The sequence below is a fragment of the Sphingomonas prati genome, assembly GCF_014643515.1.
Lineage (GTDB): Bacteria > Pseudomonadota > Alphaproteobacteria > Sphingomonadales > Sphingomonadaceae > Sphingomonas_R > Sphingomonas_R prati.
The window spans coordinates 1,619,435-1,640,780 of record NZ_BMJP01000001.1; the positions used below are offsets into that span (position 1 = coordinate 1,619,435).

Consider the following 21,346-nt stretch of genomic DNA (forward strand, 5'->3'; position numbering starts at 1 on the left):
CGTCAGTAGGTCAGCCGGACCCCGCCGAACGCCCCGCGCCCCGGCTGCCCATATTGATAGATCGTCTGGTACCGCGCGTTGAACGCATTCTCGATCCGACCATACACCTCGACATGCTCCCCCACCGGGAACGACGCGCGCACGTCGGCCACGACATAACCGTCCAGTCGGCGCGCGTTCGACGCATTGTCGAAACTGTCGCCGATCGCGGTGATCGTGGCGCCGGTCGTCAGCCCGAACGGCCAGCGATAATCCGCATTCACCGTCACGCTGTCGCCCGGCCGCCGCGGCAGGTCGCGCCCGAAATTGCTGGTCCCCTCCGACCGGTTGACCGCATCGAGATAGGTGTAGCTCGCACTCACCGTAAACGCCTCGACCGGCCGCAGCAGCAGCGAAAATTCGACCCCCTGCGCGCGCGTCTTGGCGATATTGTCGTACGTCCCGTCCGCCCGGCCGGTACAAATCCCGGTCAGCGGCGAATCGCAAGAAACGAACGTGATCAGGTCGCGCGACGTCCGCCGGAAATAGGTGGCACTCGCCTCCACCTTGCCGCCTAGCGCGCGCTGCGTGACGCCCGCATCCCAGCCGCGCGACCGCTCCGGGTCCAGCGCCGTGTTCCCATACTCGCTCTGCAGCTGGTACAGCGTCGGCGCCTTGAACCCTTCGGAATAGCTCGCCCGGAACGCCGTCGCCCCGTCGTTGGGCGAATAGACTCCGCTCCCCGAGAACGTCGTCGCCCCACCGAACACGTTGTGATCGTCGTGCCGCACGCCGCCCGTTGCGGTCAGCCCGGCGATCGGCGTCACCGCCAGCTGCCCGTACACGCTGAAGATCCGCGCCCGCCCGCGCCCGACCGGCCCGCCATAGCTCGACGTCGAAAACCGCGAGACCTCGCGCTCCGCCCCGAACGTCGCGAACACCGCGGACGTCAGGTCGGCCACCCCCTGATATTCTAGCCGCTCGTTGCGCCCCTTGGCGGCGAACGTCTCGGTCGGCACCCCGTCCGGGTCGAAGTTACGCCGGTTCGTCTGGGTCCGCGCATAGCCGAACCGGTTGCGCAGCTTCCCCTCGAACAGCGCGGCGTTCAGCCCGGCATAACCCAGCCACTGCTCGCTCTTCCCATATTCGCGCGTGTCGCCGAAACTGAACGCGGGCGCGGGAAACCCGTCGATGTCGGTCCGCCCGTTCATGTAGAACCCGCGCAGATCGACCGACACGTTCGGCGCCAGCGCGATCCCGAGACTCCCGTTCGCGGCATAGTTCCGGAACCCGTCGCGCTCCGTGCCCGGCGCATAGGTCGAGACGCCGTCCGTCGTGTAATATCCGCCACCCAGGCTCGCCGACACAGGCCCGCTCTTGCCGGAGATGTTGGCGAACACCTGACCCGTATCGTGCCAGCCGCCCTCCGCCCGCGCGTTCACCGCCAGCGTCTCGGTCGGCTGACGCGTGATCAGGTTGACCACGCCGCCGATCGCCTGGCTGCCCCACAGCACCGACTGCGCCCCGCGCAAAACCTCGATCCGCGTGATGTTGCCGATCAGCAGGTTGCCGAAATTGAACCCCCCGCCCGGCGACGACGGATCGTTCAGCTTGATCCCGTCGATCAGCGCCACGGTCTGGTCGCTGTCCGCCCCGCGGATGTTCACCGACGTCGTGGTGCCCGGCCCGCCGTTGCGCGTCACGACCACCCCCGGCGTCTGGCGCAGCAGGTCGGACACGACCGACGCCTGCCGATGCGTGATGGTCTCGCTGTCGAGCACCGTCACCGCCTGGCCCACCGTCGCGATCGGCCGCGCCTCGCGGTTGGCGGTCACAACGATGTCGCGCCCGGCCTCCGCCGCCTGGGTCAGCCCGGCGGTCGATTGCGCACTCTGGTCGAACGCGAACGCAGGTGCAGCCGCCGCAACGCACGGCAGCAGGATCAGATAGGAATAAGGCTTCACGGCAGGTCCCCCGGCAACAACTTACGGGGCCACGCGCCACGCACCGCCGATCACCGGCGGTCCGTCGCGAACGACCCCAACACCGTCGTCACACGAGGTGAAACCTCGATCGCCCGGAACACCCCGTCCGCACGAAGGACAACCGCGACAGGCAGGTCTCCTGGCTCCCGGGTCGTCGCCTTGCCCGGCCTTCCCGGATTCGAAAATCCAGTGGCACTCAGATGGAGCAAGGCTCGCCGGTCACAGTTGCGGGGACAGCCCCGGATGACGCGCGTTGCCGCTCGCTTCCGGGTTCCCTTTTCATTCCATCTCTGGAAACCTGTCGCAAATGCGCCAATACGGCCGGCCGAAGGCGAACACAAGAACCGGAGGCGAACACCAAGATGACGACCACATTGTTCCTGGGCGGTGCCCGCTCGGGCAAGAGCCGGCTCGCGCTGGCCGCCGCCGAACGCCATCCCGGCCCGCTCGCCTACCTGGCGACGGCGGAGGCGCATGACGACGAGATGGTCGACCGCATCGACCGCCACCAGGCCGAACGCAGCGACCGCTGGCGGACGGTCGAATGCCCGCTCGCCCTGCCGGAGGCGATCACTGGCGTCGCGGACGGCGCAATCCTGGTCGACTGCCTGACGCTCTGGCTGTCCAACCTCATGCTCGGCGGGCACGACGTCGCCGCGCGTACGGTCGACCTGCTCGCCGCCATCGCCGCCACCCCGCGCCCGCTGGTCATCGTCACCAACGAGGTCGGCCTGGGCCTCGTCCCCGATCACCCGCTCGGCCGCGCGTTCCGCGACGAGGCCGGCCGCCTGAACCAGACCGTCGCCGCCGCGGTCGACGCCAGCTACTTTGTCGCCGCCGGCCTCGTCCTGCCGCTGCGGCCTTACGACCCCGCCTGAAAAAAACGGATGCGGCCAACACCCGCGATATTGTAACGCGGACGGCCCGGCGGCCCGCGCCGGTTCGATCAGAGGGTGCAGCGTTGCAATATCTGGAGGCTTTCGACTGGAGCCGGACCCCGCTCGGTCCGAAGCACGCCTGGCCGCAGGCGCTCCGGACGACGCACGACATCATGATGTCGAGCGGCTTCGCGATGTGCGCCGCGTGGGGGCCGGACCGCACCTTCCTTTACAACCCCGCATACGCGTCCTTCCTCGGCGCGCGCCACCCGGCCGCGCTGGGCCGGCCGATGGACCAGGTCTGGCCGGAAATCTGGTCCGACATCGAACCGTTCATCACCCGCGCCATGGCGGGCGAGGCGGTGAAGCTCGACAACCTCCATCTCGCCATGACGCGCAACGGCTATGTCGAGGATACCTACTGGACCTGCTCGTACAGCCCCTTGCGCGACGGCGACGATGTCGTCGGCTTCCTGAACATCGCCTATGAAACCACGCAATCGCTGGCCGCGCAGGAACGCGACCGCGTCAACGACGAACGTGTTCGGCTGGCGCTCAGCGCGGGCGCGATCATCGGCACCTGGTTCTGGGACCTGCCCACCGGCCGCTTCACGATCGACGAACCATTCGCGCGCAGCTTCGGCGTCGACCCCGCGCTCGGCCACGAAGGGCTGACGCTCGAACAGATCATCCAGAGCGTCCACCCCGACGACGGCGACGGGCTGACCGCCGCGATCGACGAGGCCATCACCCGCGGCGGCTCCTACGCGCACCAGTACCGTGTCCAGCGCCGCGACGGGAAATATTACTGGATCGAGGCGAACGGCCGCGTCGATCACGCGCCGGACGGCAGCGCGTCGCTGTTCTCCGGCGTGCTGATCGACGTCGACGAACGCCGCGCGGTGGAGGCGGAACGCGACCGCGCGATCATCGCGCTGCGCACGCTCAACGACGAACTGGAACAGCGCGTGTCGGACCGCACCGCCGAACTGTTCAAGACCGAGGAGGCGCTCCGCCAGGCGCAGAAGATGGAGGCGGTCGGTCAGCTGACCGGCGGCCTCGCGCACGACTTCAACAACCTGCTCGCCGGCATCTCGGGCAGCCTGGAACTGATGGAGATGCGGCTGGCGCAGGGTCGCACCGCGGATGTCGCACGCTACATGGCAGCGGCCCAGGGCGCGGCGAAGCGCGCGGCGGCGCTCACCCACCGGCTGCTCGCCTTCTCGCGCCGTCAGACGCTCGATCCCAAACCCACCAACGTCACCCGGCTGGTCGCCGGCATGGCCGAACTGATCCGCCGCACGGTCGGTCCGTCGGTCGAACTCGAGGTGAAAAGCGAAGACGGCCTGTGGCCCGCGCTGGTCGATGCGTCGCAGCTCGAAAACGCGCTGCTCAACCTCTGCATCAACGCGCGCGACGCGATGCCGAACGGCGGCCGCATCACCATCGCGACCACCAACACCGACATGGACCGTGACGCCGCCCGCGCCCACGACCTGCCGGAGGGTCGCTACCTCTCGCTCTGCGTCACCGACACCGGCACCGGCATGTCGCCGGAGATCATCGAGAAGGTGTTCGAACCATTCTTCACCACCAAGCCGATCGGCATGGGCACCGGGCTCGGCCTGTCGATGATCTACGGTTTCGCCAAACAGTCGGGCGGTCAGGTCCGCATCCAGTCCGTCGTCGGCGAAGGCACCACCGTCTGCATCCACCTCCCGCAACATGATGCCGAGGACAGCGAGGATCTGCCGCGCGAGATCCGCCTCCTGTCCCGCGCCGAACAGAGCGAGATCGTGCTGGTCGTCGACGACGAACCGACCGTCCGCCTGCTCGTCACCGATGTGCTGGAGGAACTGGGCTACACCGTGATCGAGGCGGCCGACAGCCTGGAAGGCCTGCGCATCCTCGATTCCGACATGCGCATCGACCTGCTGATCAGCGACGTCGGCCTGCCCGGCGGGATGAACGGCCGTCAGATGGCCGACGCGGCGCGCCGGTCGCGCCCGGATCTGAAGGTGCTGTTCATCACCGGCTATGCCGAGAACGCGGCGCTGGGCGACGGCCTGCTCGACCATGGCATGGCCGTCATCACCAAGCCCTTCCCCGTCGACCTGCTCGCCACCCGCGTCCGCGAAATGGTGTCGCAGTAATTCATGCCCGGACGCGTCGGTCAGACGAGGCCGCCGATGCGACAACGCTCAACCGCGGGCCCCACCACCGCAAGCCTGACCCGGGGCCGGCATCATAGCAACACGCCGCTTTCCGGCAGCCGGACCGCCGCGATGCCCGACGACGACGCCTTGGCCATCTGCTTGCCTGTCGCGAGCTGGTCGTTGACCATCTCGACCGTCAGGTGCGCCCGCGCCGCCGGCAGGTGCAGCAGGCTCGCCGACGTCCGGAGCAGCGGATAGAAGCGGTTCTGCCCGAACCGGTCAACCGAATGGATCCCACCGGCCGCCCGGTCCCGTACCGAATACAGGCTCTCCGCGTCGCTCGCGAACTTCGCGCAAAGTTCATGTACGATCTCGGTACTGGCGGGCTCCTCCGCGGCGATGCTCGCGAAGAAATCGTCCCCGCCGATATGGCCGACGAACGACGCCGCCGTCGTCTCCAGCTTCCGCAACAGATCGGCGAACATCATCAGCGCGCGGTCGCCCGCCGCGAACCCGTAATGGTCGTTGAACGCCTTGAAATTGTCGAAGTCGAAGAAGACGAGTGCCTGCGGACCGCGGCGCTTCAGCGTCTCGCCGATATGGTGGGCGATGCTGCGGTTGCCGGGCAGCTGGGTCAGCGGATTCTGCTCCCGCGCGGCCGACACCGCCGCCTCCGCCGCCAGGCGCAACACCGCGTTGTTGGTCAGGAACCCGGCATAGCGCCCCTCGTCCGACAGGATCAGCCCGCACGCGCTGTCCGCCGCGACATAGCTGTTGACGATCGTCTCGACGGTCCCGTTCGCATCCGCCACCGGGAACCGCCGGACCAGCTTCTCCATCCGCGGCGCCGCCCCCTTGTTGGCAAGCAGCGCCGGCCCGTAATCGCTCAGCAAATACCGCCGCATATCCTCTTCCAGCAGCGCACCCAGCACCGATCCCTTCGCGTCGATCACCGGGATCACGCGCAGGTCGGGCACCGCCTTGAACCGGTTGGCCGCGTCCACCAGCGGCGCGTCCAGCAACATCGGCGCCACGGGATTCAGCAGTTCCTCCACGCGGGCATGCATCCGCGCGCCGTGTGACACGAGCAGGCCGCGGCCATAGGTCATGGCAAGATCCTCGATCCGCGTCGTCGGCCGCGCGATCCCGAAACCCTGCGCCAGGTCGCACCCCAGATCGCGCGCCATGCGGAATTCGGCTTCGGTCTCCACGCCCTCCGCCACCGTCATGAACCCGAGCGAGTGGGCCAGCCCGCACAGCTTGGCGACGATCGCCTGCTTGCGCCCGCTGGTGTCGATCTGGTCGATGAAGGCGCGGTCGATCTTCACATAATCCGGTTCGATCGTCAGCAGCATGTGCAGCCCCGACATTCCCACGCCGAAATCGTCGAGCGCGATCCGCACGCCCATGCCGTTCAGCAGCTCGACCGTGCGCAGCAGGTTGGTCGAATCCTGTACCGGCGCCCGCTCCGAAATCTCCAGGCACAGGTTGCTCGCCGCCAGCCCGCAATCGGCGAACAGGTCGCGGATGCCACCCATGGTGGCCGGGCTCCCACCGTGCGTGCGGTTGTCGACGTTGCAGAACAGCCGCGTCGATGCCGCACCCTCGAACCGCGCGAACTTCGAAATCGCTTTCCGGACCAGCCCCAGGTCCAGCGCGCGCAGGTTGCCCATCGCGTCCGCCTGGTCGAGCAGGTCGCAGACCGGCCGCGTCCCCTCGGGGAAACGCGCCAGCGCCTCGAACCCGTGGACCGTCATCGACGATGTCGTGACGATCGGCTGGAACGCGAAATCCGCGCGGGCGAGCAGCTTGGTAAGCGGCTCGCTGTCCTGACCGGCGACGCCTTTGGGTCTCAACATCGTGATACTGGCCATGTGGTAAGAACCCCCTGCCCGACGAGGCTAGCAAGGACCCCTGAACCAAATCTTACCGCACGTGCCACCAGACTGTCACGATTAGCCCGACATAAGAACAGGTTAGGCGCGTTCCACCCCCTCAAAACCGGCCTGTCAGGCGCGGTTTGCTGCCGCCACGCCACATCGATCGATCGCGCGGAATTTTACAAAAATCGCTGACCTTCACGGGTTCTTCCACGATGCCCAGCCGTCCGCAGCGGACCATACGACGTTGCAGCCCACAAACGCCGTCCGAGTCCTCGGCCGGCGCGCCATCATGATTTTGATTATCTAGGCGAAATATGGTCGGGGAGAGAGGATTCGAACCTCCGGCCCCTGCCTCCCGAAGGCAGTGCTCTACCAGGCTGAGCTACCCCCCGACGGAGTGCCGATCGACTGACTGTCCCGGGAAGGACGCGATCGGCGGAGCCAAGGCGCGCCTATACGGAACCGCTCCGCCGCGGGCAAGCCTTATTCCGCGGCCGTCGCAGGCACGGCGCCGGCCGCACGCAGCGTGTCCACCGCATACAGCGCGCAGCCTGCCCAGATCAGCCCGAACGTCACCAGATGCACGGTGCGCAGCGGTTCGCCGAACAGCCAGACCGCCTCCGCGAACTGCAGGCTCGGCGCGATATACTGGAACAGCCCGAGCGTGGCGTATTTCATCCGCCGCGCGGCCGCCGCGAACATCAGCAGCGGCAGCGCGGTGACCACACCCGCCGTCATCAGCAGCATGTCGATCCGCCCCGACTGCCCGAATGCCGGCGCCCCGAACGGCGCGTCCCCGCCCAGCGCAGCCCACGCCAGCACACCCGCCGCGATCGGCGCCAGCAATGCGGTCTCCAGCGTCAGCCCGGCCAGCGCATCGACCGCCACCACCTTGCGCACCAGCCCATAGGTGCCGAAACTCAGCGCCAGCATGATCGAGATCCACAGCGCGCCCGTGCCCGACAGCGCCAGCACCGCCACGCCGACCGCCGCGATTGCAACCGCCACCATCTGCACCGGCCGCAACCGCTCGCCCAGCACCGCGACGCCGATCGCGACGTTCACCAGCGGGTTGATGAAATAGCCGAGACTCGCCTCGAGCACATGCCCGTTCACCACCGCCCAGATATAAACGAGCCAGTTCACCGCGATCAGCACCGCACTGGCGCACAGCAGCAACAGCGTGCGCCGCGACCGGCACGCCGTCCGCACCGCGCCCCAGCCGCGCACGACGGTGACGATCACGACCAGCAGCAGCACCGACCACAACACGCGGTGCGCCAGGATCTGGACCGGCGGCACCCCGACCAGCAGTTTCAGGAACAGCGGCAGCAGGCCCCACGACACATAGGCGCCGATGCCGCAGAGCGCGCCGATCCGCGCCGTTCGTGCCCCCGTTTCGTCGGTCAGAAGATGCCGCCGCCCATCGACAGCCGGACGAAGCAGATCAGCAGCACGACGATGTTGACGTTCCGCCCCGTGGTCGACCGCGACAGCACGCCGAGCACCAGCCCGACCAGACCCATCGGGATCAGGAACCAGTTCGCCCAGCCCAGGAACGGGATGAACGCGAACAGCGCGAGGACGAATGTCACGGCACCGATGCCGAGCGAGGCGATGTTGAGCATGACCGCAATATGCGGGTGTTTCATGACGGCTTCAAGCCAAAAGCTGTCTTGCCTGAATAATACACCTGCGATAGCGTGCGACTCGAACATTCGCCAGGAGACCGCCCGTGTCCGCTTCGTCCCACACCATGCCCTTCCTCGCGGTCGCCGCGCTGCTCGTCGCCCCGCTCGCCGGGTGCGACAAGGGCGCGCAGACTGGCACCACCGCCGGCGACGAACGCGTCTCGATCAAGGCGGCGGACGGCCGGATGGCGATCGACCTGCCCGGTTTCGACGCCGACATCCGCATGCCTGCGATCAAGCTGACCCCCGACATGCTGAAACTCGACGGCACGGCGCTCTACCCCGGCACCACGGTCGCCGGCTTTGACGTCGCCGGCACCACCAAGGACACCGGGACGAAATCGAACGGCACCGTCACGGTCGCCTTCGCCGCCCCCGCGCCCGTTGACACGCTCCGCACCTACTATCACGACATGTTCCAGAAGGCCGGCTACACCCTCACCGACCAGCCGAACGCGCTGTCCGGCCGCAAGCCAGACGGCACCGCGGTGCAGCTGACGCTCGCCCCCGCCGCGTCCGGTTCGACCGGCAAGCTCGTCATCGGCAGCTGATCCGGACCCATACCCCGCCGGCGACGCGTTGACCGACACATCACGCAACCGGGACGCCACCATCATGCCGATCGAACTGACCCTGCTCGGGGTCGCCGTCCTGCTGGCCGCGGTCCACATCTTCGCCGCCGCCCACGTCCGCACGAAGCAATATGGCATCGAATGGAACATGGGCGCGCGCGATGCGGAGCTGCCGCCGCCCAACCCGCTCGTCGGCCGGCTGCAACGCGCGCAGGCAAACTATTTCGAGACCTTCCCGCTGTTCGCCGTCGCGCTGCTCGCCGCGGTCGCCGCCGGGCGGCTGGGGTGGAAGACCGAACTTGGCGCGCACCTCTTCGTCTGGGCGCGGGTCGTCTACCTGCCGGTCTACGCCGCCGGCATTCCGAAGCTGCGCACCGCGATCTTCGGCGTCTCGTTCGTCGGCTTCCTGCTCGTCCTGTCTGCACTGTTCTTTGGTTAACCTACCACCCAGCCGGCAGGATGGCGTTTGCACGGCACAGCGCGTAAGGGACGCCATGCCTTCTCTCCTCCTCGTCATGGGCGGCGGTGCGATCGGGTCGGGCCTCCGCTATCTTGTCGGTCGCCTCGCCCTCGCGCAGTTCGGCCCCGGTTTCCCCTTTGGTACGCTCGCGGTCAACCTGATCGGCGGCGCCCTCATGGGGCTCCTCGCCGGCCTGCTGGCGCGCGATGTCGCCGGCGAATCCGTCCGGCTGCTGCTCGGTGTCGGCGTCATGGGCGGCTTCACCACCTTTTCCGCGTTCAGCCTCGAAACGGTGCTGATGCTGCAACGCGGTGAACTCGCCACCGCGCTCGGTTACGTCCTCGTCTCGGTCCTCGGCGCGCTCGCCGCACTGTTCGTCGGGCTCCAGGCCGCACGGGTGCTCGCATGAGCGCCTCCGACGACGTCCGCACCTTCACGGTGAAGCCCGACGACGACGGCGTCCGGCTCGATCGCTGGTTCAAGCGCAACCTGCCGGACGCCAGCTTCAACATCGTCTCGCGCTGGGCCCGCACCGGCCAGCTCCGCGTCGACGGCAAGCGCGTCGCCCCCGGCGACCGGGTCGAGGCGGGCCAGTCGATCCGCGTCCCCCCCGCCGAGGCAGCGACCGCGCCTGCGAAGCCCGCGCGCATCGTCGCCGATCTGCCGCCGGAAGATATCGAGCTGATGCAGTCGCTGGTCCTGCACCGCGACAAGCACGCCATCGTCATCAACAAGCCGCCCGGCCTCGCGACACAGGGCGGCACCAAGACCGACCGTCATGTCGACGGCATGCTCGACGCGCTGATGTTCGATGCGGAGGGCCGGCCGAAACTCGTCCACCGGCTCGACAAGGACACGTCGGGCGTCCTGCTCGTCGCGCGCTCCGCCAACGCCGCCGGCCATTTTGCCAAGGCATTCAGCAGCCGCACCGCGCGCAAGGTCTACTGGGCGCTCGTGACCGGCGTGCCGGACGTGCATGACGGCATGATCGAACTGCCGATCGGGAAACAGCCCGGCACCGGCGGCGAAAAGATGCACGTCGACATGAAGGAGGGCAGCCCCGCCCGCACCCGCTACCGCGTCATCGAACGCGCGGGCAACCGCGCCTGCTGGATCGAGCTACAACCCTTCACCGGCCGCACGCACCAGTTGCGCGTCCACATGGCGGCGATCGGCCATCCCATCGTCGGCGACGGCAAATATGGCGGGCAGGACAGCTTCCTAACCGGCGGGATCAGCCGCAAGATGCACCTCCACGCGCGCCGGCTGAAGGTCGACCTGCCCGACGGCGGCGTGCTCGACATCACCGCCGAACTGCCGACCCATTTCGCCGAAAGCGTCGAAATGCTCGGCTTCGACCCGCTCCGCGCCGACCTTCCTCTCGACGAGGTGAAGTTCAGCGAGACGCTCGAGGGCAAGAAGCGCGCCGCGCTCAACATCGCCAAGGCGCGCCGCAAGGACCGGAAGGGCGAACGCCGCGGCCGGGGCAGCGAACGCGACAGCGACCGCGGAGACCGGGGCGGCCGAGGCACCGAACGCTGATGCACCCCGATCCGGCGTTCGCCTGGACCGATGCGGACGCGATCCGGGCCTTCGTCGATACGGTCGCGTTCGCGCACATCTTCGTCGCGGGCCCGAACGGCGCTGCGGTCGTCCACGCGCCCGTGCTGCCGGTCGGCCCTGACCGGCTGCAGTTCCACATGCCCTACCGCAACCGCGCCACGCCGCTGATCGCGAACGCAGTGGTCATCGCCAGCTTCGGCGGCGTGCAGGGCTATGTCAGCCCCGACTGGTACGGCGTTGCCGATCAGGTCCCGAGCTGGAACTACCGCGCAGTCGAGGCGGAAGGGCTCGCGACCCCGCTCGACCGCGACGGACTGATCTCGCACCTCGACCGGCTCAGCGATGCCCACGAACGGCAGCTCGCGCCCAAGCCCGCCTGGACCCGCCACAAGATGTCGCCCGGCCGTTTCGATGCGATGCTCGGCGCGATCGCTGGCTATGAACTGATCGTCACCGAATGGCGCGGCACCGCGAAGCTGAGCCAGAACAAGCCGGCCCGCGTGGTCGACGCGCTGCTCGCCCACATGCCGGACGGTGCGCTGGCGGCGGAGATCCGGTCGGCCCGCCCCGCGATCCCAGGCACCCGCTCATGACCCGGCTCGCCATCTTCGACTGCGACGGCACGCTGGTCGATTCGCAATCCAACATCGTCTCCGCGATGGCCGCGGCGTTGCTGGCCGAGAACCAGCCCCCGCTCCCGCGCGCCGCGGTGCTCGGCATCGTCGGGCTCAGCATCGTCGAGGCGGTCGCCGCACTGCTCCCCCACGCCGACCCCGTCACGCACCACCGCGTCGCGCAGGCCTACAAGGACGCGTTCCACGCCCAGCGCGGCCGCGGCGAGGTTCACGAACCGCTCTACGCCGGCATCGTGGACGCGCTCGACCGGCTGACCGCGGACGGCTGGCAGCTCGGCGTCGCGACCGGCAAGTCCGACCGCGGCCTCGCGCTCTGTCTCGCGCATCACGGCCTGACCGACCGCTTCGTCACGCTCCAGACCGCGGACCGCCACCCGTCAAAACCCCACCCGTCGATGCTCGAACTGGCGATGGCCGATGCCGGTGCCACCCCCGCCGACACCGTCATGATCGGCGACACGCATTACGACATCGCGATGGGCCGCGCCGCCGGCGTCACCACGATCGGCGTGACGTGGGGATATCACGACACCGCCCTGTTGATCGCCGCCGGTGCCACCCATATCGCCACCCATCCCGATCAGCTCGCCCCGCTGCTCGCCGCCCAGATGCCGGAGACCGCATGACCCCCGAAGACCGCGACAAACTGGCCCAGACGCGGTTCGCGATCATCAGCGCGGTGCGTGCCTCGGGCGTCGTCCTAATGCTGTTCGGCATGTGGATCTGGTGGGGCGACCTGCTCGATGTGGGCGGCAACACCGCCGTCGGCCTGCCGCTGTTCGTGCTCGGCATGGCCGAATCGATGCTGCTCCCGCGCTACTTCATCCGCCAGTGGCGGACCCCGCCGCGCGCCTGAGGCTCCGCCCATGAAACGCTTCTGGACCGACGTCGCGGTCGTCCCCGCGGACTCCGCGCCGGGCTACGCCATCACGCTCGACACCCGCCCGGTCCGCACGCCCATGCGCCTGCCGCTCGTCCTGCCGACCCGTGCGCTGGCCGATGCCGTCGCCGCCGAATGGGCGACACAAGGCGAGGAAGTCGACCCGCGCACCATGCCCATGACAGGCCTGTCGAACGCCGCGATCGACCGCGTGATGCCGGACGCCAAACTGTTCGTGGACCAGATCGCCGCCTACGCCGAAACCGACCTGCTCTGCTACCGCGCCGACGCGCCGAACACTCTGGTCGCGCGTCAGGCGGAGGCCTGGGACCCGCTCCTGGCCTGGGCCCGGACCCGCTACGACGTCGCACTCCGCGTCACGACGGGCATCGTCCACGTGGCGCAACCCCCCGAAACGCTCGCCCGCCTCCGCACCGCCGTCGCCGCCCACGACGCCCACGCGCTCGCCGCGCTCTCCCCCCTCACCACCATCGCCGGCTCGCTCATCGCCGCCCTCGCCGTCGCCGAACGCCACCTCGACGCGGACGCCGCCTTCGACCTCACCCACCTCGACGAACTCTGGCAAGTCGAACGCTGGGGCGAAGACACCCTCGCCACCGAAGCCCGCGTGCTGCGGAAGGCCGACTTCGTCGCCGCGGCACGGTTCTTGGACCTGTCCTCCCCGCGCTGAGCTTGAACCAGCGAGACCAATCCATACCGGCAGTCTCAAAACAACCTTCCGCCGCCCAGTTCGACGCCACTCCCACTAGAAGTCGGTCGAACATCGAACTGCCCCTCCTGCGACCACCCAACGACCGAAACAAATCAGCTTCAACGACCATTTGCCACGGTCGCAATATGAATTACGCTCGCGCCATGGCATGGTCCGGTTACCCAATTATCTCCTCGCTCCTCTTCCTCTCCGGCTGTCCCCTCGCGAAACCAGACGAACAGGTCGTGGACCGCATCGAAGCCCGGCTGGCAGCGGATCCCTGTCTCGCCAACCTCAAGCAGCTGCGCCGCGTCTATTCCTATGCCGTTCGAAGCGCGAAGATCGATCCGAACAAGATCGCTGTCGTCATCAGCCTCAGCCAGCCCGACGGCCCACCCGCGGGCAGGATCATCACGGGGCCGCCAACATCGAGCATCCTCGATGGCCGAGACCAGTTCGGCGCCTCCGCGACCTACGTCGTGGACAAGGATGCGCTCGACCTCTGGCACTGCGGCGAAGCACGCTACGGCCGGCGTCACGATCCGCTATACTGATCGTCGTCCTCCGATCGAACCGGCTTGGTATCCTGAAAGGTCACCTTCATGCCCAACGCCCGACTACGCCGGATCGCCGGCCCAACACTGCTCCTGATACTCGCGCTCGCCGGCTGCTCGGGATCAGACACGAATGCTTCCGATCACCAAAGCACAAACGACACAACCCAGCCTCTGACAACAACGCCAGCTGTCACATCACGGAATGCCAAAATATTGTCGCTTTCGCAAAACTGCGGGAGCAGCGAGCTGGAACAATCCAGCTGCATGATCGAACTGATCCTTGAAGATTTGAAAAAGAACTTTACCGAAAGCGGAGCGGGCGGCATCACCAGCATCAAGGCGGGTGTCGGCATGTCCTATTCGGTCGCCTTACCCCAAGAGGAACGAACCGATTTCTTCACATATGAATTTCAACGTCGCGGCAGTAAAATAACGATCAAGAGCAAGGAATCGTCGGCGCAAAGCTACTGACCAGTTCAGCCCAAGCCCGGTTTCAGCATGCAGGACCAGCGTTGCCTTAGGTTTTCCCGGTCACCCCCCGCCCATCAAACCACGCGCAAAGCCGATCAGCCCCGTCTGCCTACTGCGCTTCAGCCGTTCCGCGCGCAGGATCAGCCGGACCTGCGCGAAGCAGCGTTCGACGTCGTCGTTGATCAGGACATAGTCGTACCCGTCCCAATGGCTGATCTCGCTCGCCGCGCGCGCCATGCGGCTGGCGACGACTTCCGCGCTGTCGGTCCCGCGCGCGGCCAGGCGGCGGTTCAGTTCTTCCACCGACGGCGGCAGGATGAACACGCGCACCACGTCGCCGCCGGCCTGCTGGAACAACTGCTGCGCGCCCTGCCAGTCGATGTCGAACAGCACGTCGCGCCCGCGGTCCAGGATCGTGCGGACCTGCGTCTTGGGCGTGCCGTAGCGGTGGTCGAAGACATGCGCCCATTCGTAGAATTCGCCGTCCGCCACCATCCGCTTGAATTCGGCGGTGTCGACGAAATGATAGTCGCGCCCCTCGACCTCGCCCGGACGCATCGGCCGGGTCGTGGCCGATACCGACATCGCGATCGATTCGTCCGCCTCCAGCAGCATGCGTGCGATGGTGGACTTGCCGGCCCCCGACGGCGACGACAGCACGAACAGCAGCCCACGGCGCTGATGCTCGATGTCATGCGGACGGCGCCGCTGCGGCAGGGCGGGCGTATCGTTCGGATCGTGCATGGCCCCATCCTTGGCGTGGGCACGGCCCCCGCGTCAATCGGCGATTGCCCGATCGGTCACGACGCGCGATCCGCTCGACGCGAACCGCGGCCGGCATCGCGCGTCGATCCCACAAAAAAGGGGACCGCAACGCCCTCGCGCCGCTGTCCCCTTTTCCTAAACCCGAAGGTCCGCCAGCCTCAGTAGCCGCGCGGCCCGCGCGATGCCTTGCGCCGGTCATACGCCTTCTTCGCGACGTACCCGCCACCCAGCAGCATGCCGAGCGGACCCATGCGACGCAGGCCGCTACCCGCGATCATGCCGAGCAACGCACCCTTGGTGCCGCCGCTGCCGTCGCGACGATCCATTTCGCGCCCAACCAATGCTCCGATGATCTTCCCGAACATGCTCATTCTCTCCGTATTGCTGGCTTTTAAAGCGTCGAACCCGTGGTTCGGTTCCGGCATGCTGCAACGCGGTGGACCTTTTCGGGCTTCGCACTATCGTTGCGCCATGATCCTGAAAGCCCTGCCCGCCGTCGCACTCCTGCTGTCCGCCTGCACGGTCAACCTGCCGGCCCCGACCCAGTCCCCGGTCGCGACCCCTGCCGCCGCGACCACCGGCAAAACCACCCCAGCCCCCCATGCCATGGTCGCCGCCGCCAACCCGATGGCGGTCGATGCGGGGCTGGAAGTGCTGCGCGCCGGCGGCAGCGCGGTCGACGCCGCGGTCGAGGTGCAGGCGGTGCTCGGCCTCGTCGAACCGCAAAGCTCCGGCCTCGGCGGCGGCGCGTTCATGGTCTATTACGACGCAGCCACCCGCAAAGTGACAGCCTATGACGGCCGCGAAACCGCCCCCGCCGCCGCCACGCCCGCTTTGTTCAGCGAGGCCGACGGCCGCCCCGAACCGTTCCGCTCCGCTTTGCTGTCGGGCCGCTCCACCGGCGTCCCCGGCGCGATCGCGATGCTGGCGATGGCGCAGGCGGACCACGGCAAGCGCCCCTGGCCCTCGCTGTTCACCCGCGCCGCCCGGCTCGCAACCGACGGCTTCGTCGTCCCCCCGCGCATGGGTGCCGCCATCAACGGCCGCGCACCACAGGCCGCCGCGCCCGACGCGGTCGCCTATTTCACCAAGCCCGACGGCACGCGCTATGTCGCCGGCGATACGCTCCGCAACCCGGCCTATGCCGCCACGCTCCGCCGGATCGCCGCGGAGGGACCCGCCGGACTGCTCGACGGCCCGATCGCCGCCGCCATCGTCGCCCGGACGCATGAAGGCGCACGGCCCGGCGCGATGACGCTCGCGGACCTTAAATCCTACCGTCCGCGCCGCACCGAGGCGCTCTGTCGGCCCTACCGCGTCCACATCGTCTGTACCGCCGCCACCGAATCGGGCGGCATCGGGTTGCAGGAGGCGCTTGGCATCGTCGCGACGACGGACATCGACCGCCGCACCCCCGCCGATCCGCAGGGCTGGTTCCAGATCGCGCAGGCCAGCCGCCTTGCCTATGCCGACCGCGACTATTTCGTCGGCGATCCCGCCTTCGTCCGCTTGCCGGTCGCCGGCCTGCTCGCCCCCGACTATCTCGCGAAGCGCGCCGCGCTGATCGGCACCGTCGCCGGCCCCGCGCCCGACCACGGCCAGCCCGCCGCCGCCCCCGCGCCCGGTGTCGACGCCACCGTCGAACCGGGCGGCACCACCCATTTCGTCATCGTCGATGCGGCCGGCAACGTCGTGTCGATGACCACCACGGTCGAAAGCATCTTCGGCTCCGGCCGCATGGTCGGCGGCTTCTTCCTCAACAACCAGCTCACCGATTTCAGCTTCGCGCCGCTCAGCCCGGACGGCACCCCCGCCGCCAACGCGGTCGCCGGCGGCAAGCGCCCGCGCTCATCGATGGCCCCCACCATCATCCTCGACCGAAGCCGCGCCTTCGTCGCCGCGGCCGGCTCCCCCGGCGGCCCCGCGATCCAGGCCTATAATCTGAAGGCAATCGTCGGCCTGCTCGACTGGAAACTCGACGCCCAGGCCGCCGCCGCCCTCCCCAACCTCGTCGCACGCGGCGACCGTTTCTCCGGCGACACCGCGATGTTCGCCCCCGCCACCGTCGCCGGCCTGGCGGCCCGCGGCATCACGCTCCGCCCCGACGACCGCGAGAACAGCGGCGTCCACATCATCCTGCGCCGTGGGAAGGGGTATGAGGGCGGTGCCGACCCACGACGAGACGGGGTGGCGAAGGGCTTCTAATGCCCCTGCCCTGACGGAGAGGGGCTTAATAGAGCCGCGCGATCCCCCTATATCCGCGAAAACACAATCAGAGGATCGCCCCATGCCCGCCACCGACCCCGTCGTGATCGTCAGCTATGCCCGCACCCCGATGGGCGGGTTCCAGGGCGCGCTGTCGGCGGTGAAGGCGACCGATCTCGGCGCCACCGCGGTGCGCGCCGCGGTCGAGCGGGCCGGCGTTGATCCCGCCCGCATCGACCAGATCATGATGGGCTGCGTCCTTCCCGCCGGCCTCGGCCAGGCCCCCGCGCGCCAGGCCGCCCTCGGCGCCGGCTTGCCCGACTCGGTCGAGGCGGTGACCGTAAACAAGATGTGCGGTTCGGGCATGCAGGCCGCGATCCTCGCGCACGACACGCTCGCCGCCGGCTCCGCCGACATCGTCGTCGCGGGTGGGATGGAGAGCATGTCCAACGCCCCCTACCTCCTCCAGAAGATGCGCGGCGGCGCGCGGATCGGCCACCAGTCGGTCCAGGATTCGATGTATCTCGACGGGCTCGAGGACGCCTACGACCCCGGCAAGCTGATGGGCCATTTCGCCGAAGACAGCGCGCAGTCCTACCAGTTCACCCGCGCCGAACAGGATGCCTATGCGCTCCGCTCGCTCGACCGCGCCACCGCCGCGATCGCCGACGGCGCGTTCGCGGGCGAGATCGTCGCGGTCGAGGTCACCGGCCGCCGCGGCACCGACACGATCACGCAGGACGAACAGCCGGGCAACGCCCGGCCCGACAAGATCCCCACGCTGAAACCCGCATTCAGCAAGGACGGCACGATCACCGCCGCCAACGCCTCGTCAATCTCCGACGGTGCCGCGGCCCTCGTCATGACGCGCGCCAGCGTCGCGGCCGAACTCGGCCTCCCCGTCGCCGCCCGCGTCGTCGCCCACGCTGCGCACGCCCATGCCCCGGCACTGTTCACCACCGCCCCCGTCGACGCGATCCGCAAGGTGCTCGCCAAGGCCGGCTGGTTGGTGGACGACGTCGACCTGTTCGAGGTAAACGAGGCATTCGCCGTCGTCGCCATGATCGCCGCCCGCGACCTCGGCATCCCTGAGGACCGCCTCAACGTCAACGGCGGCGCCACCGCGCTCGGCCATCCGATCGGCGCCTCGGGCGCACGCATTATCGCCACCCTCATCGCCGCCCTCACCGCCCGTGGTTTGAAGAAGGGCGTTGCAGCGCTGTGCATTGGCGGCGGCGAGGCGACCGCGTTCGCGGTGGAGGTCTGACCCGACCCGGTCCCGAGCACCGCTTATCCCGAGCGAAGACGAGAAGCTTCGTTAGCAACTCACGCGATGCAAGGCACACCGCCTCGGACCCTCTTCTCCAGAAACCGTCCATGTCGAGCGCAGTCGAGGCACCCCCCGAGCGAAGCCGAGGGGTCAACCTCACCCCCTCCTACCCCCGTTCGTGCTGAGTAGAGACCGAGTAGCGCCACTTGGCGCGGACCGAGGGCTCGTATCGAGCATGTGTCACGAAAACTCCTTCGATACGGGTCTTCGACAGGCTCAGCCCCTACTCAGGACAAACGGTTGGGTGTGAGGCCCAACTCATAGTGCTGACCCTCAACCACCCCAACTAACAAGTCCCGATACGCCCGCATCATCGCCACCGCATCGTACGCCAAAATCCGATCCCCCGGCCGCACCGGATCTTCCCCCACCTGCCGCAACAACGCCGCCGCGAACCCCTCCGCGTCGTCCGGTGCGACGATCAGCCCGTAACGCCCGCCGTCCAGCACCTCCACCGCGTCGCCCGCCGTCGTGCTGGCGACGATCGGCACGCCGGCATCGACCGCTTCCAGTAGCGCGATCGACGACCCCTCCCACCAGGATGCGATCGCGAACACCCGCGCCGCGCGCAGCCACGCATAGACGTCGTCCGTCACCCCGGCGAACAGCACCCGATCGCCGACCCCCAGCGCCGCCGCTTGCGCAGCCAAGCCGTCGCGATACGCAGCATTGCCACCGCCCAGCACGACCAGCCGCATCTGCCGTACCCGGTTCGCCGCGGCGATCGCCGCGATCAGCCCCTCATAATTCTTCTGTTCCGTCAGCCGCCCGACCGCCAGCACGGTCGGCACCGCATCCACCATCGCCGCGGGAACCGGAGACGCCGCCACCCCAGCCCGAGCGATCCCGTTACGGATCAGCACGACCCGCCCCGCCGCGATCTCGCGCGAGAAAGCCGCGTCGTCCGCCAGGTTGCGCCCGACCACCACCGAACGCGCCGACGCCGCGATCAGCATCGCACTCTTGGCAATCCGCCAGCAGTTCCGGATCGGCTGCCCGACCCGCTCCATCGGGTTGCTGAACACGAACACCCGCGGAATGCGCAAGCCCCGCGTCGCCGCCCACAGCGTCACATGCCCGTGATTTCCGCCGGACAAGAGCACATCCGGCGCTACTGCCCGCACCACGCGCCGCACCGCCGGCACCCGCCGCAGTTGTGACCGCGCCGTCCGGTCCGCCACCGTCGCCGCCACGAACCGCGCCGGTGCAACATCGCCCGCTCCGAAATGCCCGGCCGACGATCCGGCGATCAGCACCGCGTCATGCCCCTCCTCTACCAGGTATCGTGCCAGCGCGATCATCGCGCGCACGACGCCGCTGGCGCGCATGTCATGGACGTAGATCGCGATCCGCATGCCCACCCGTTACCGCCCCGATATGACAATCCGACGCGCTGCCATCACCGCGTAACATGCGCGGACAAAGCGTGGGCACGATGCTGTCCACCACCGAACTCTGGTACCGCGCGAAGAAGGCGTTCCCGCTGTTCCCCGGCGTGCGGAAACCGGTGTCCGGCCACTTCCTCGCCGCCCACTACGCCCACCGCGCCCGCACCCGCGGCCCGCTGCGCACCGCGCTCGACCTGCTGACCGGCGCGGCGTTCCACGCCTGGATCCCGCTCCGCGCCCGCGCCGTCCGCAAGCGCTACGGCCTCGACGCCCACTGGACCGCCAAAGCCACCGCCATCGCCCACGCGACCTTCACCGACCCCAACGACATCGCACTGTTCCGCATCGATCGCGCCGGCCAGCTCGACGGCTACATCCGCCGGTTCGAGGATGCCGACCTCAACCGCCACATCAACCCGCTCGCCTGGGCCCCCGGCTGCGTGCTGGCCGACAAGATCGCCTTCTACGCACTCTGCGCCGCACACGGCCTGCGCCACCCCGCGGTCGTCGCCACGATCGTCGACGGCAAGGTCACCGTCCAAGCTTCCCCCGCCGGCCACCCGCTGCTCCTGAAGCCCGCCCGCGGCGAGGGCGGCGCCGGCGTGGCCTTCGTCGACGGCGCACCCGACGACCCGACCGACCTCGCCGCCTGGCTCCACACCCACTTCGGCAAGCGTCGCCACGCCTGGCTGCTCCAGCACCGCATCATTCCCCACGGCGCGCTGAACCAGCTCGCGCTCAACGCCCTCCCCACCGCACGCATGACCACGATCCTCGACGGACAGGGCGTCCCCGAACTCGCCAGCGCGGTCCTGCGCGTGCCGTCCGATCCCGCCGCGATGGTCGACAATATGAAGGCCGGCGGCCTGCTCAGCCCGATCGACCTCGACGACGGCACGCTGGGCCTCGCCTGCAAGGGCTATGGCGGCGGCGACTATCCGCTCCACCCGGTCACCGGCGCCGCGATCCCCGGCCTGTGCCTGCCCGACTGGGCCGCCGCCCGGGCGCTGGTGGCCGACGCGCACGCCCGCGCCTTCGCCGACTATGCGCTGATCGGCTGGGACGTCGGGTTCGCCGCGGACGGCCCGATCCTGATCGAGGGCAACGGCAAGCCCGGCGTGCTCATGCCGCAACGCGCCTCCCGCCACGGCCTGGGCGAGGGGCGCTACGGCACCCTGCTCGCCCACCATCTGGCCCGCGCCGCCCACCGCTGAACGGCTTACGCACGACTGTCAC

General features: G+C 68.6%; 22 protein-coding genes, 1 tRNA gene and 1 riboswitch. Of the genes, 15 read left to right on the plus strand and 8 right to left on the minus strand.

Features of this window, described 5'->3' with window-relative positions; genetic code table 11:
* Window positions 1-2 precede the first annotated feature (2 nt).
* Window positions 3-1,943 (minus strand): TonB-dependent receptor plug domain-containing protein, encoded by a 1,941-nt coding sequence (locus IEX50_RS07400; RefSeq protein WP_157174959.1) that lies wholly within the window; start codon window positions 1,941-1,943, stop codon window positions 3-5.
* A 133-nt stretch (window positions 1,944-2,076) separates the two neighbouring features.
* A riboswitch (cobalamin riboswitch) is annotated at window positions 2,077-2,281 on the minus strand.
* Window positions 2,282-2,326: 45 nt separating this feature from the next.
* On the opposite strand from IEX50_RS07400, the gene cobU reads away from it, so the two are divergent.
* Window positions 2,327-2,842 carry a bifunctional adenosylcobinamide kinase/adenosylcobinamide-phosphate guanylyltransferase gene (gene cobU / locus IEX50_RS07405; protein WP_157174958.1) on the plus strand — a complete coding sequence of 172 codons (516 nt, stop codon included), beginning with the start codon at window positions 2,327-2,329 and terminating at the stop codon, window positions 2,840-2,842.
* Between the two features lie 83 nt (window positions 2,843-2,925).
* Window positions 2,926-4,995 (plus strand): ATP-binding protein, encoded by a 2,070-nt coding sequence (locus IEX50_RS07410; RefSeq protein ID WP_229673729.1) that lies wholly within the window; start codon window positions 2,926-2,928, stop codon window positions 4,993-4,995.
* A 92-nt stretch (window positions 4,996-5,087) separates the two neighbouring features.
* Here IEX50_RS07410 and IEX50_RS07415 read toward each other — a convergent pair whose 3' ends face one another.
* The 4 genes from IEX50_RS07415 to IEX50_RS07430 form a co-directional block, all read right to left on the minus strand.
* Window positions 5,088-6,857: a GGDEF domain-containing protein gene (locus tag IEX50_RS07415; RefSeq protein WP_188699432.1), complete on the minus strand. Its 1,770-nt coding sequence runs from the start codon at window positions 6,855-6,857 to the stop codon at window positions 5,088-5,090.
* Between the two features lie 339 nt (window positions 6,858-7,196).
* A tRNA-Pro gene (locus IEX50_RS07420) sits at window positions 7,197-7,273 on the minus strand.
* Between the two features lie 91 nt (window positions 7,274-7,364).
* A complete protein-coding gene (gene rarD / locus IEX50_RS07425) occupies window positions 7,365-8,327 on the minus strand; it encodes an EamA family transporter RarD (protein WP_308419288.1) in 963 nt (320 codons plus the stop codon).
* Window positions 8,288-8,533 carry a hypothetical protein gene (locus IEX50_RS07430; RefSeq protein ID WP_308419286.1) on the minus strand — a complete coding sequence of 82 codons (246 nt, stop codon included), beginning with the start codon at window positions 8,531-8,533 and terminating at the stop codon, window positions 8,288-8,290. Before IEX50_RS07430 ends, rarD begins: the two co-directional genes overlap by 40 nt.
* A gap of 83 nt (window positions 8,534-8,616) precedes the next feature.
* Between IEX50_RS07430 and IEX50_RS07435 the strand changes: the two genes are divergently transcribed.
* The 10 genes from IEX50_RS07435 (at window position 8,617) to IEX50_RS07480 (ending at window position 14,422) form a co-directional block, all read left to right on the plus strand.
* The gene (locus tag IEX50_RS07435) at window positions 8,617-9,123 is read left to right on the plus strand and encodes a hypothetical protein (RefSeq protein ID WP_157174956.1); all 507 of its coding nucleotides are present in this window, start codon (window positions 8,617-8,619) and stop codon (window positions 9,121-9,123) included.
* Window positions 9,124-9,151: 28 nt separating this feature from the next.
* Window positions 9,152-9,583: an MAPEG family protein gene (locus IEX50_RS07440; protein WP_373285287.1), complete on the plus strand. Its 432-nt coding sequence runs from the start codon at window positions 9,152-9,154 to the stop codon at window positions 9,581-9,583.
* 55 nt (window positions 9,584-9,638) lie between these two features.
* Window positions 9,639-10,013 carry a fluoride efflux transporter CrcB gene (gene crcB, locus IEX50_RS07445; protein WP_157174955.1) on the plus strand — a complete coding sequence of 125 codons (375 nt, stop codon included), beginning with the start codon at window positions 9,639-9,641 and terminating at the stop codon, window positions 10,011-10,013.
* Entirely contained in the window at window positions 10,010-11,146 is a 1,137-nt protein-coding gene (locus IEX50_RS07450; protein WP_157174954.1) for an RluA family pseudouridine synthase, read from the plus strand. The genes crcB and IEX50_RS07450 overlap by 4 nt, the downstream gene beginning before the upstream one ends.
* Window positions 11,146-11,760 (plus strand): FMN-binding negative transcriptional regulator, encoded by a 615-nt coding sequence (locus tag IEX50_RS07455; protein ID WP_157174953.1) that lies wholly within the window; start codon window positions 11,146-11,148, stop codon window positions 11,758-11,760. The genes IEX50_RS07450 and IEX50_RS07455 overlap by 1 nt, the downstream gene beginning before the upstream one ends.
* The gene (locus IEX50_RS07460; RefSeq protein WP_157174952.1) at window positions 11,757-12,428 is read left to right on the plus strand and encodes an HAD-IA family hydrolase; all 672 of its coding nucleotides are present in this window, start codon (window positions 11,757-11,759) and stop codon (window positions 12,426-12,428) included. Before IEX50_RS07455 ends, IEX50_RS07460 begins: the two co-directional genes overlap by 4 nt.
* Window positions 12,425-12,658 (plus strand): hypothetical protein, encoded by a 234-nt coding sequence (locus tag IEX50_RS07465; RefSeq protein WP_157174951.1) that lies wholly within the window; start codon window positions 12,425-12,427, stop codon window positions 12,656-12,658. Before IEX50_RS07460 ends, IEX50_RS07465 begins: the two co-directional genes overlap by 4 nt.
* 10 nt (window positions 12,659-12,668) lie before the next feature.
* On the plus strand, window positions 12,669-13,373 hold the full coding sequence (locus IEX50_RS07470; RefSeq protein WP_157174950.1) for an ATP12 family chaperone protein: 705 nt from the start codon (window positions 12,669-12,671) through the stop codon (window positions 13,371-13,373).
* 185 nt (window positions 13,374-13,558) lie between these two features.
* The gene (locus tag IEX50_RS07475; RefSeq protein ID WP_188699434.1) at window positions 13,559-13,948 is read left to right on the plus strand and encodes a hypothetical protein; all 390 of its coding nucleotides are present in this window, start codon (window positions 13,559-13,561) and stop codon (window positions 13,946-13,948) included.
* Window positions 13,949-14,215: 267 nt separating this feature from the next.
* On the plus strand, window positions 14,216-14,422 hold the full coding sequence (locus IEX50_RS07480; RefSeq protein ID WP_157174948.1) for a hypothetical protein: 207 nt from the start codon (window positions 14,216-14,218) through the stop codon (window positions 14,420-14,422).
* A gap of 60 nt (window positions 14,423-14,482) precedes the next feature.
* Here IEX50_RS07480 and gmk read toward each other — a convergent pair whose 3' ends face one another.
* Together gmk and IEX50_RS07490 are read right to left on the minus strand one after the other, a co-directional pair.
* The gene (gene gmk / locus IEX50_RS07485) at window positions 14,483-15,166 is read right to left on the minus strand and encodes a guanylate kinase (RefSeq protein ID WP_157174947.1); all 684 of its coding nucleotides are present in this window, start codon (window positions 15,164-15,166) and stop codon (window positions 14,483-14,485) included.
* A 179-nt stretch (window positions 15,167-15,345) separates the two neighbouring features.
* A complete protein-coding gene (locus IEX50_RS07490; protein WP_157174946.1) occupies window positions 15,346-15,552 on the minus strand; it encodes a hypothetical protein in 207 nt (68 codons plus the stop codon).
* Between the two features lie 106 nt (window positions 15,553-15,658).
* On the opposite strand from IEX50_RS07490, the gene IEX50_RS07495 reads away from it, so the two are divergent.
* Window positions 15,659-17,392 (plus strand): gamma-glutamyltransferase family protein, encoded by a 1,734-nt coding sequence (locus IEX50_RS07495; RefSeq protein ID WP_157174945.1) that lies wholly within the window; start codon window positions 15,659-15,661, stop codon window positions 17,390-17,392.
* 82 nt (window positions 17,393-17,474) lie between these two features.
* Window positions 17,475-18,659: an acetyl-CoA C-acyltransferase gene (locus IEX50_RS07500; protein ID WP_157174944.1), complete on the plus strand. Its 1,185-nt coding sequence runs from the start codon at window positions 17,475-17,477 to the stop codon at window positions 18,657-18,659.
* 290 nt (window positions 18,660-18,949) lie between these two features.
* Here the strand turns inward: IEX50_RS07500 and IEX50_RS07505 are convergent, their stop codons facing one another.
* Entirely contained in the window at window positions 18,950-20,077 is a 1,128-nt protein-coding gene (locus IEX50_RS07505) for a glycosyltransferase (RefSeq protein WP_157174943.1), read from the minus strand.
* 56 nt (window positions 20,078-20,133) lie between these two features.
* Here IEX50_RS07505 and IEX50_RS07510 point away from each other — a divergent pair, with 56 nt between their 5' ends.
* Window positions 20,134-21,324 (plus strand): sugar-transfer associated ATP-grasp domain-containing protein, encoded by a 1,191-nt coding sequence (locus IEX50_RS07510; protein ID WP_229673731.1) that lies wholly within the window; start codon window positions 20,134-20,136, stop codon window positions 21,322-21,324.
* The last annotated feature ends 22 nt before the right edge of the window (window positions 21,325-21,346 follow it).

Excerpts from the sequence above, each read along its gene's own strand:
- IEX50_RS07460 (WP_157174952.1), top strand. The coding sequence starts at position 11,757 with ATGACCCGGCTCGCCATCTTCGACTGCGACGGCACGCTGGTCGATTCG.
- IEX50_RS07455 (WP_157174953.1), top strand. The coding sequence starts at position 11,146 with ATGCACCCCGATCCGGCGTTCGCCTGGACCGATGCGGACGCGATCCGG.
- IEX50_RS07495 (WP_157174945.1), top strand. The coding sequence starts at position 15,659 with ATGATCCTGAAAGCCCTGCCCGCCGTCGCACTCCTGCTGTCCGCCTGC.
- IEX50_RS07480 (WP_157174948.1), top strand. The coding sequence starts at position 14,216 with ATGATCGAACTGATCCTTGAAGATTTGAAAAAGAACTTTACCGAAAGC.
- IEX50_RS07430 (WP_308419286.1), bottom strand. The coding sequence starts at position 8,533 with ATGAAACACCCGCATATTGCGGTCATGCTCAACATCGCCTCGCTCGGC.
- IEX50_RS07505 (WP_157174943.1), bottom strand. The coding sequence starts at position 20,077 with ATGCGGATCGCGATCTACGTCCATGACATGCGCGCCAGCGGCGTCGTG.
- gmk (WP_157174947.1), bottom strand. The coding sequence starts at position 15,166 with ATGCACGATCCGAACGATACGCCCGCCCTGCCGCAGCGGCGCCGTCCG.
- IEX50_RS07415 (WP_188699432.1), bottom strand. The coding sequence starts at position 6,857 with ATGTTGAGACCCAAAGGCGTCGCCGGTCAGGACAGCGAGCCGCTTACC.
- IEX50_RS07510 (WP_229673731.1), top strand. The coding sequence starts at position 20,134 with ATGCGCGGACAAAGCGTGGGCACGATGCTGTCCACCACCGAACTCTGG.
- IEX50_RS07465 (WP_157174951.1), top strand. The coding sequence starts at position 12,425 with ATGACCCCCGAAGACCGCGACAAACTGGCCCAGACGCGGTTCGCGATC.
- IEX50_RS07450 (WP_157174954.1), top strand. The coding sequence starts at position 10,010 with ATGAGCGCCTCCGACGACGTCCGCACCTTCACGGTGAAGCCCGACGAC.
- IEX50_RS07500 (WP_157174944.1), top strand. The coding sequence starts at position 17,475 with ATGCCCGCCACCGACCCCGTCGTGATCGTCAGCTATGCCCGCACCCCG.
- IEX50_RS07475 (WP_188699434.1), top strand. The coding sequence starts at position 13,559 with ATGGCATGGTCCGGTTACCCAATTATCTCCTCGCTCCTCTTCCTCTCC.
- IEX50_RS07490 (WP_157174946.1), bottom strand. The coding sequence starts at position 15,552 with ATGTTCGGGAAGATCATCGGAGCATTGGTTGGGCGCGAAATGGATCGT.
- IEX50_RS07470 (WP_157174950.1), top strand. The coding sequence starts at position 12,669 with ATGAAACGCTTCTGGACCGACGTCGCGGTCGTCCCCGCGGACTCCGCG.
- cobU (WP_157174958.1), top strand. The coding sequence starts at position 2,327 with ATGACGACCACATTGTTCCTGGGCGGTGCCCGCTCGGGCAAGAGCCGG.
- crcB (WP_157174955.1), top strand. The coding sequence starts at position 9,639 with ATGCCTTCTCTCCTCCTCGTCATGGGCGGCGGTGCGATCGGGTCGGGC.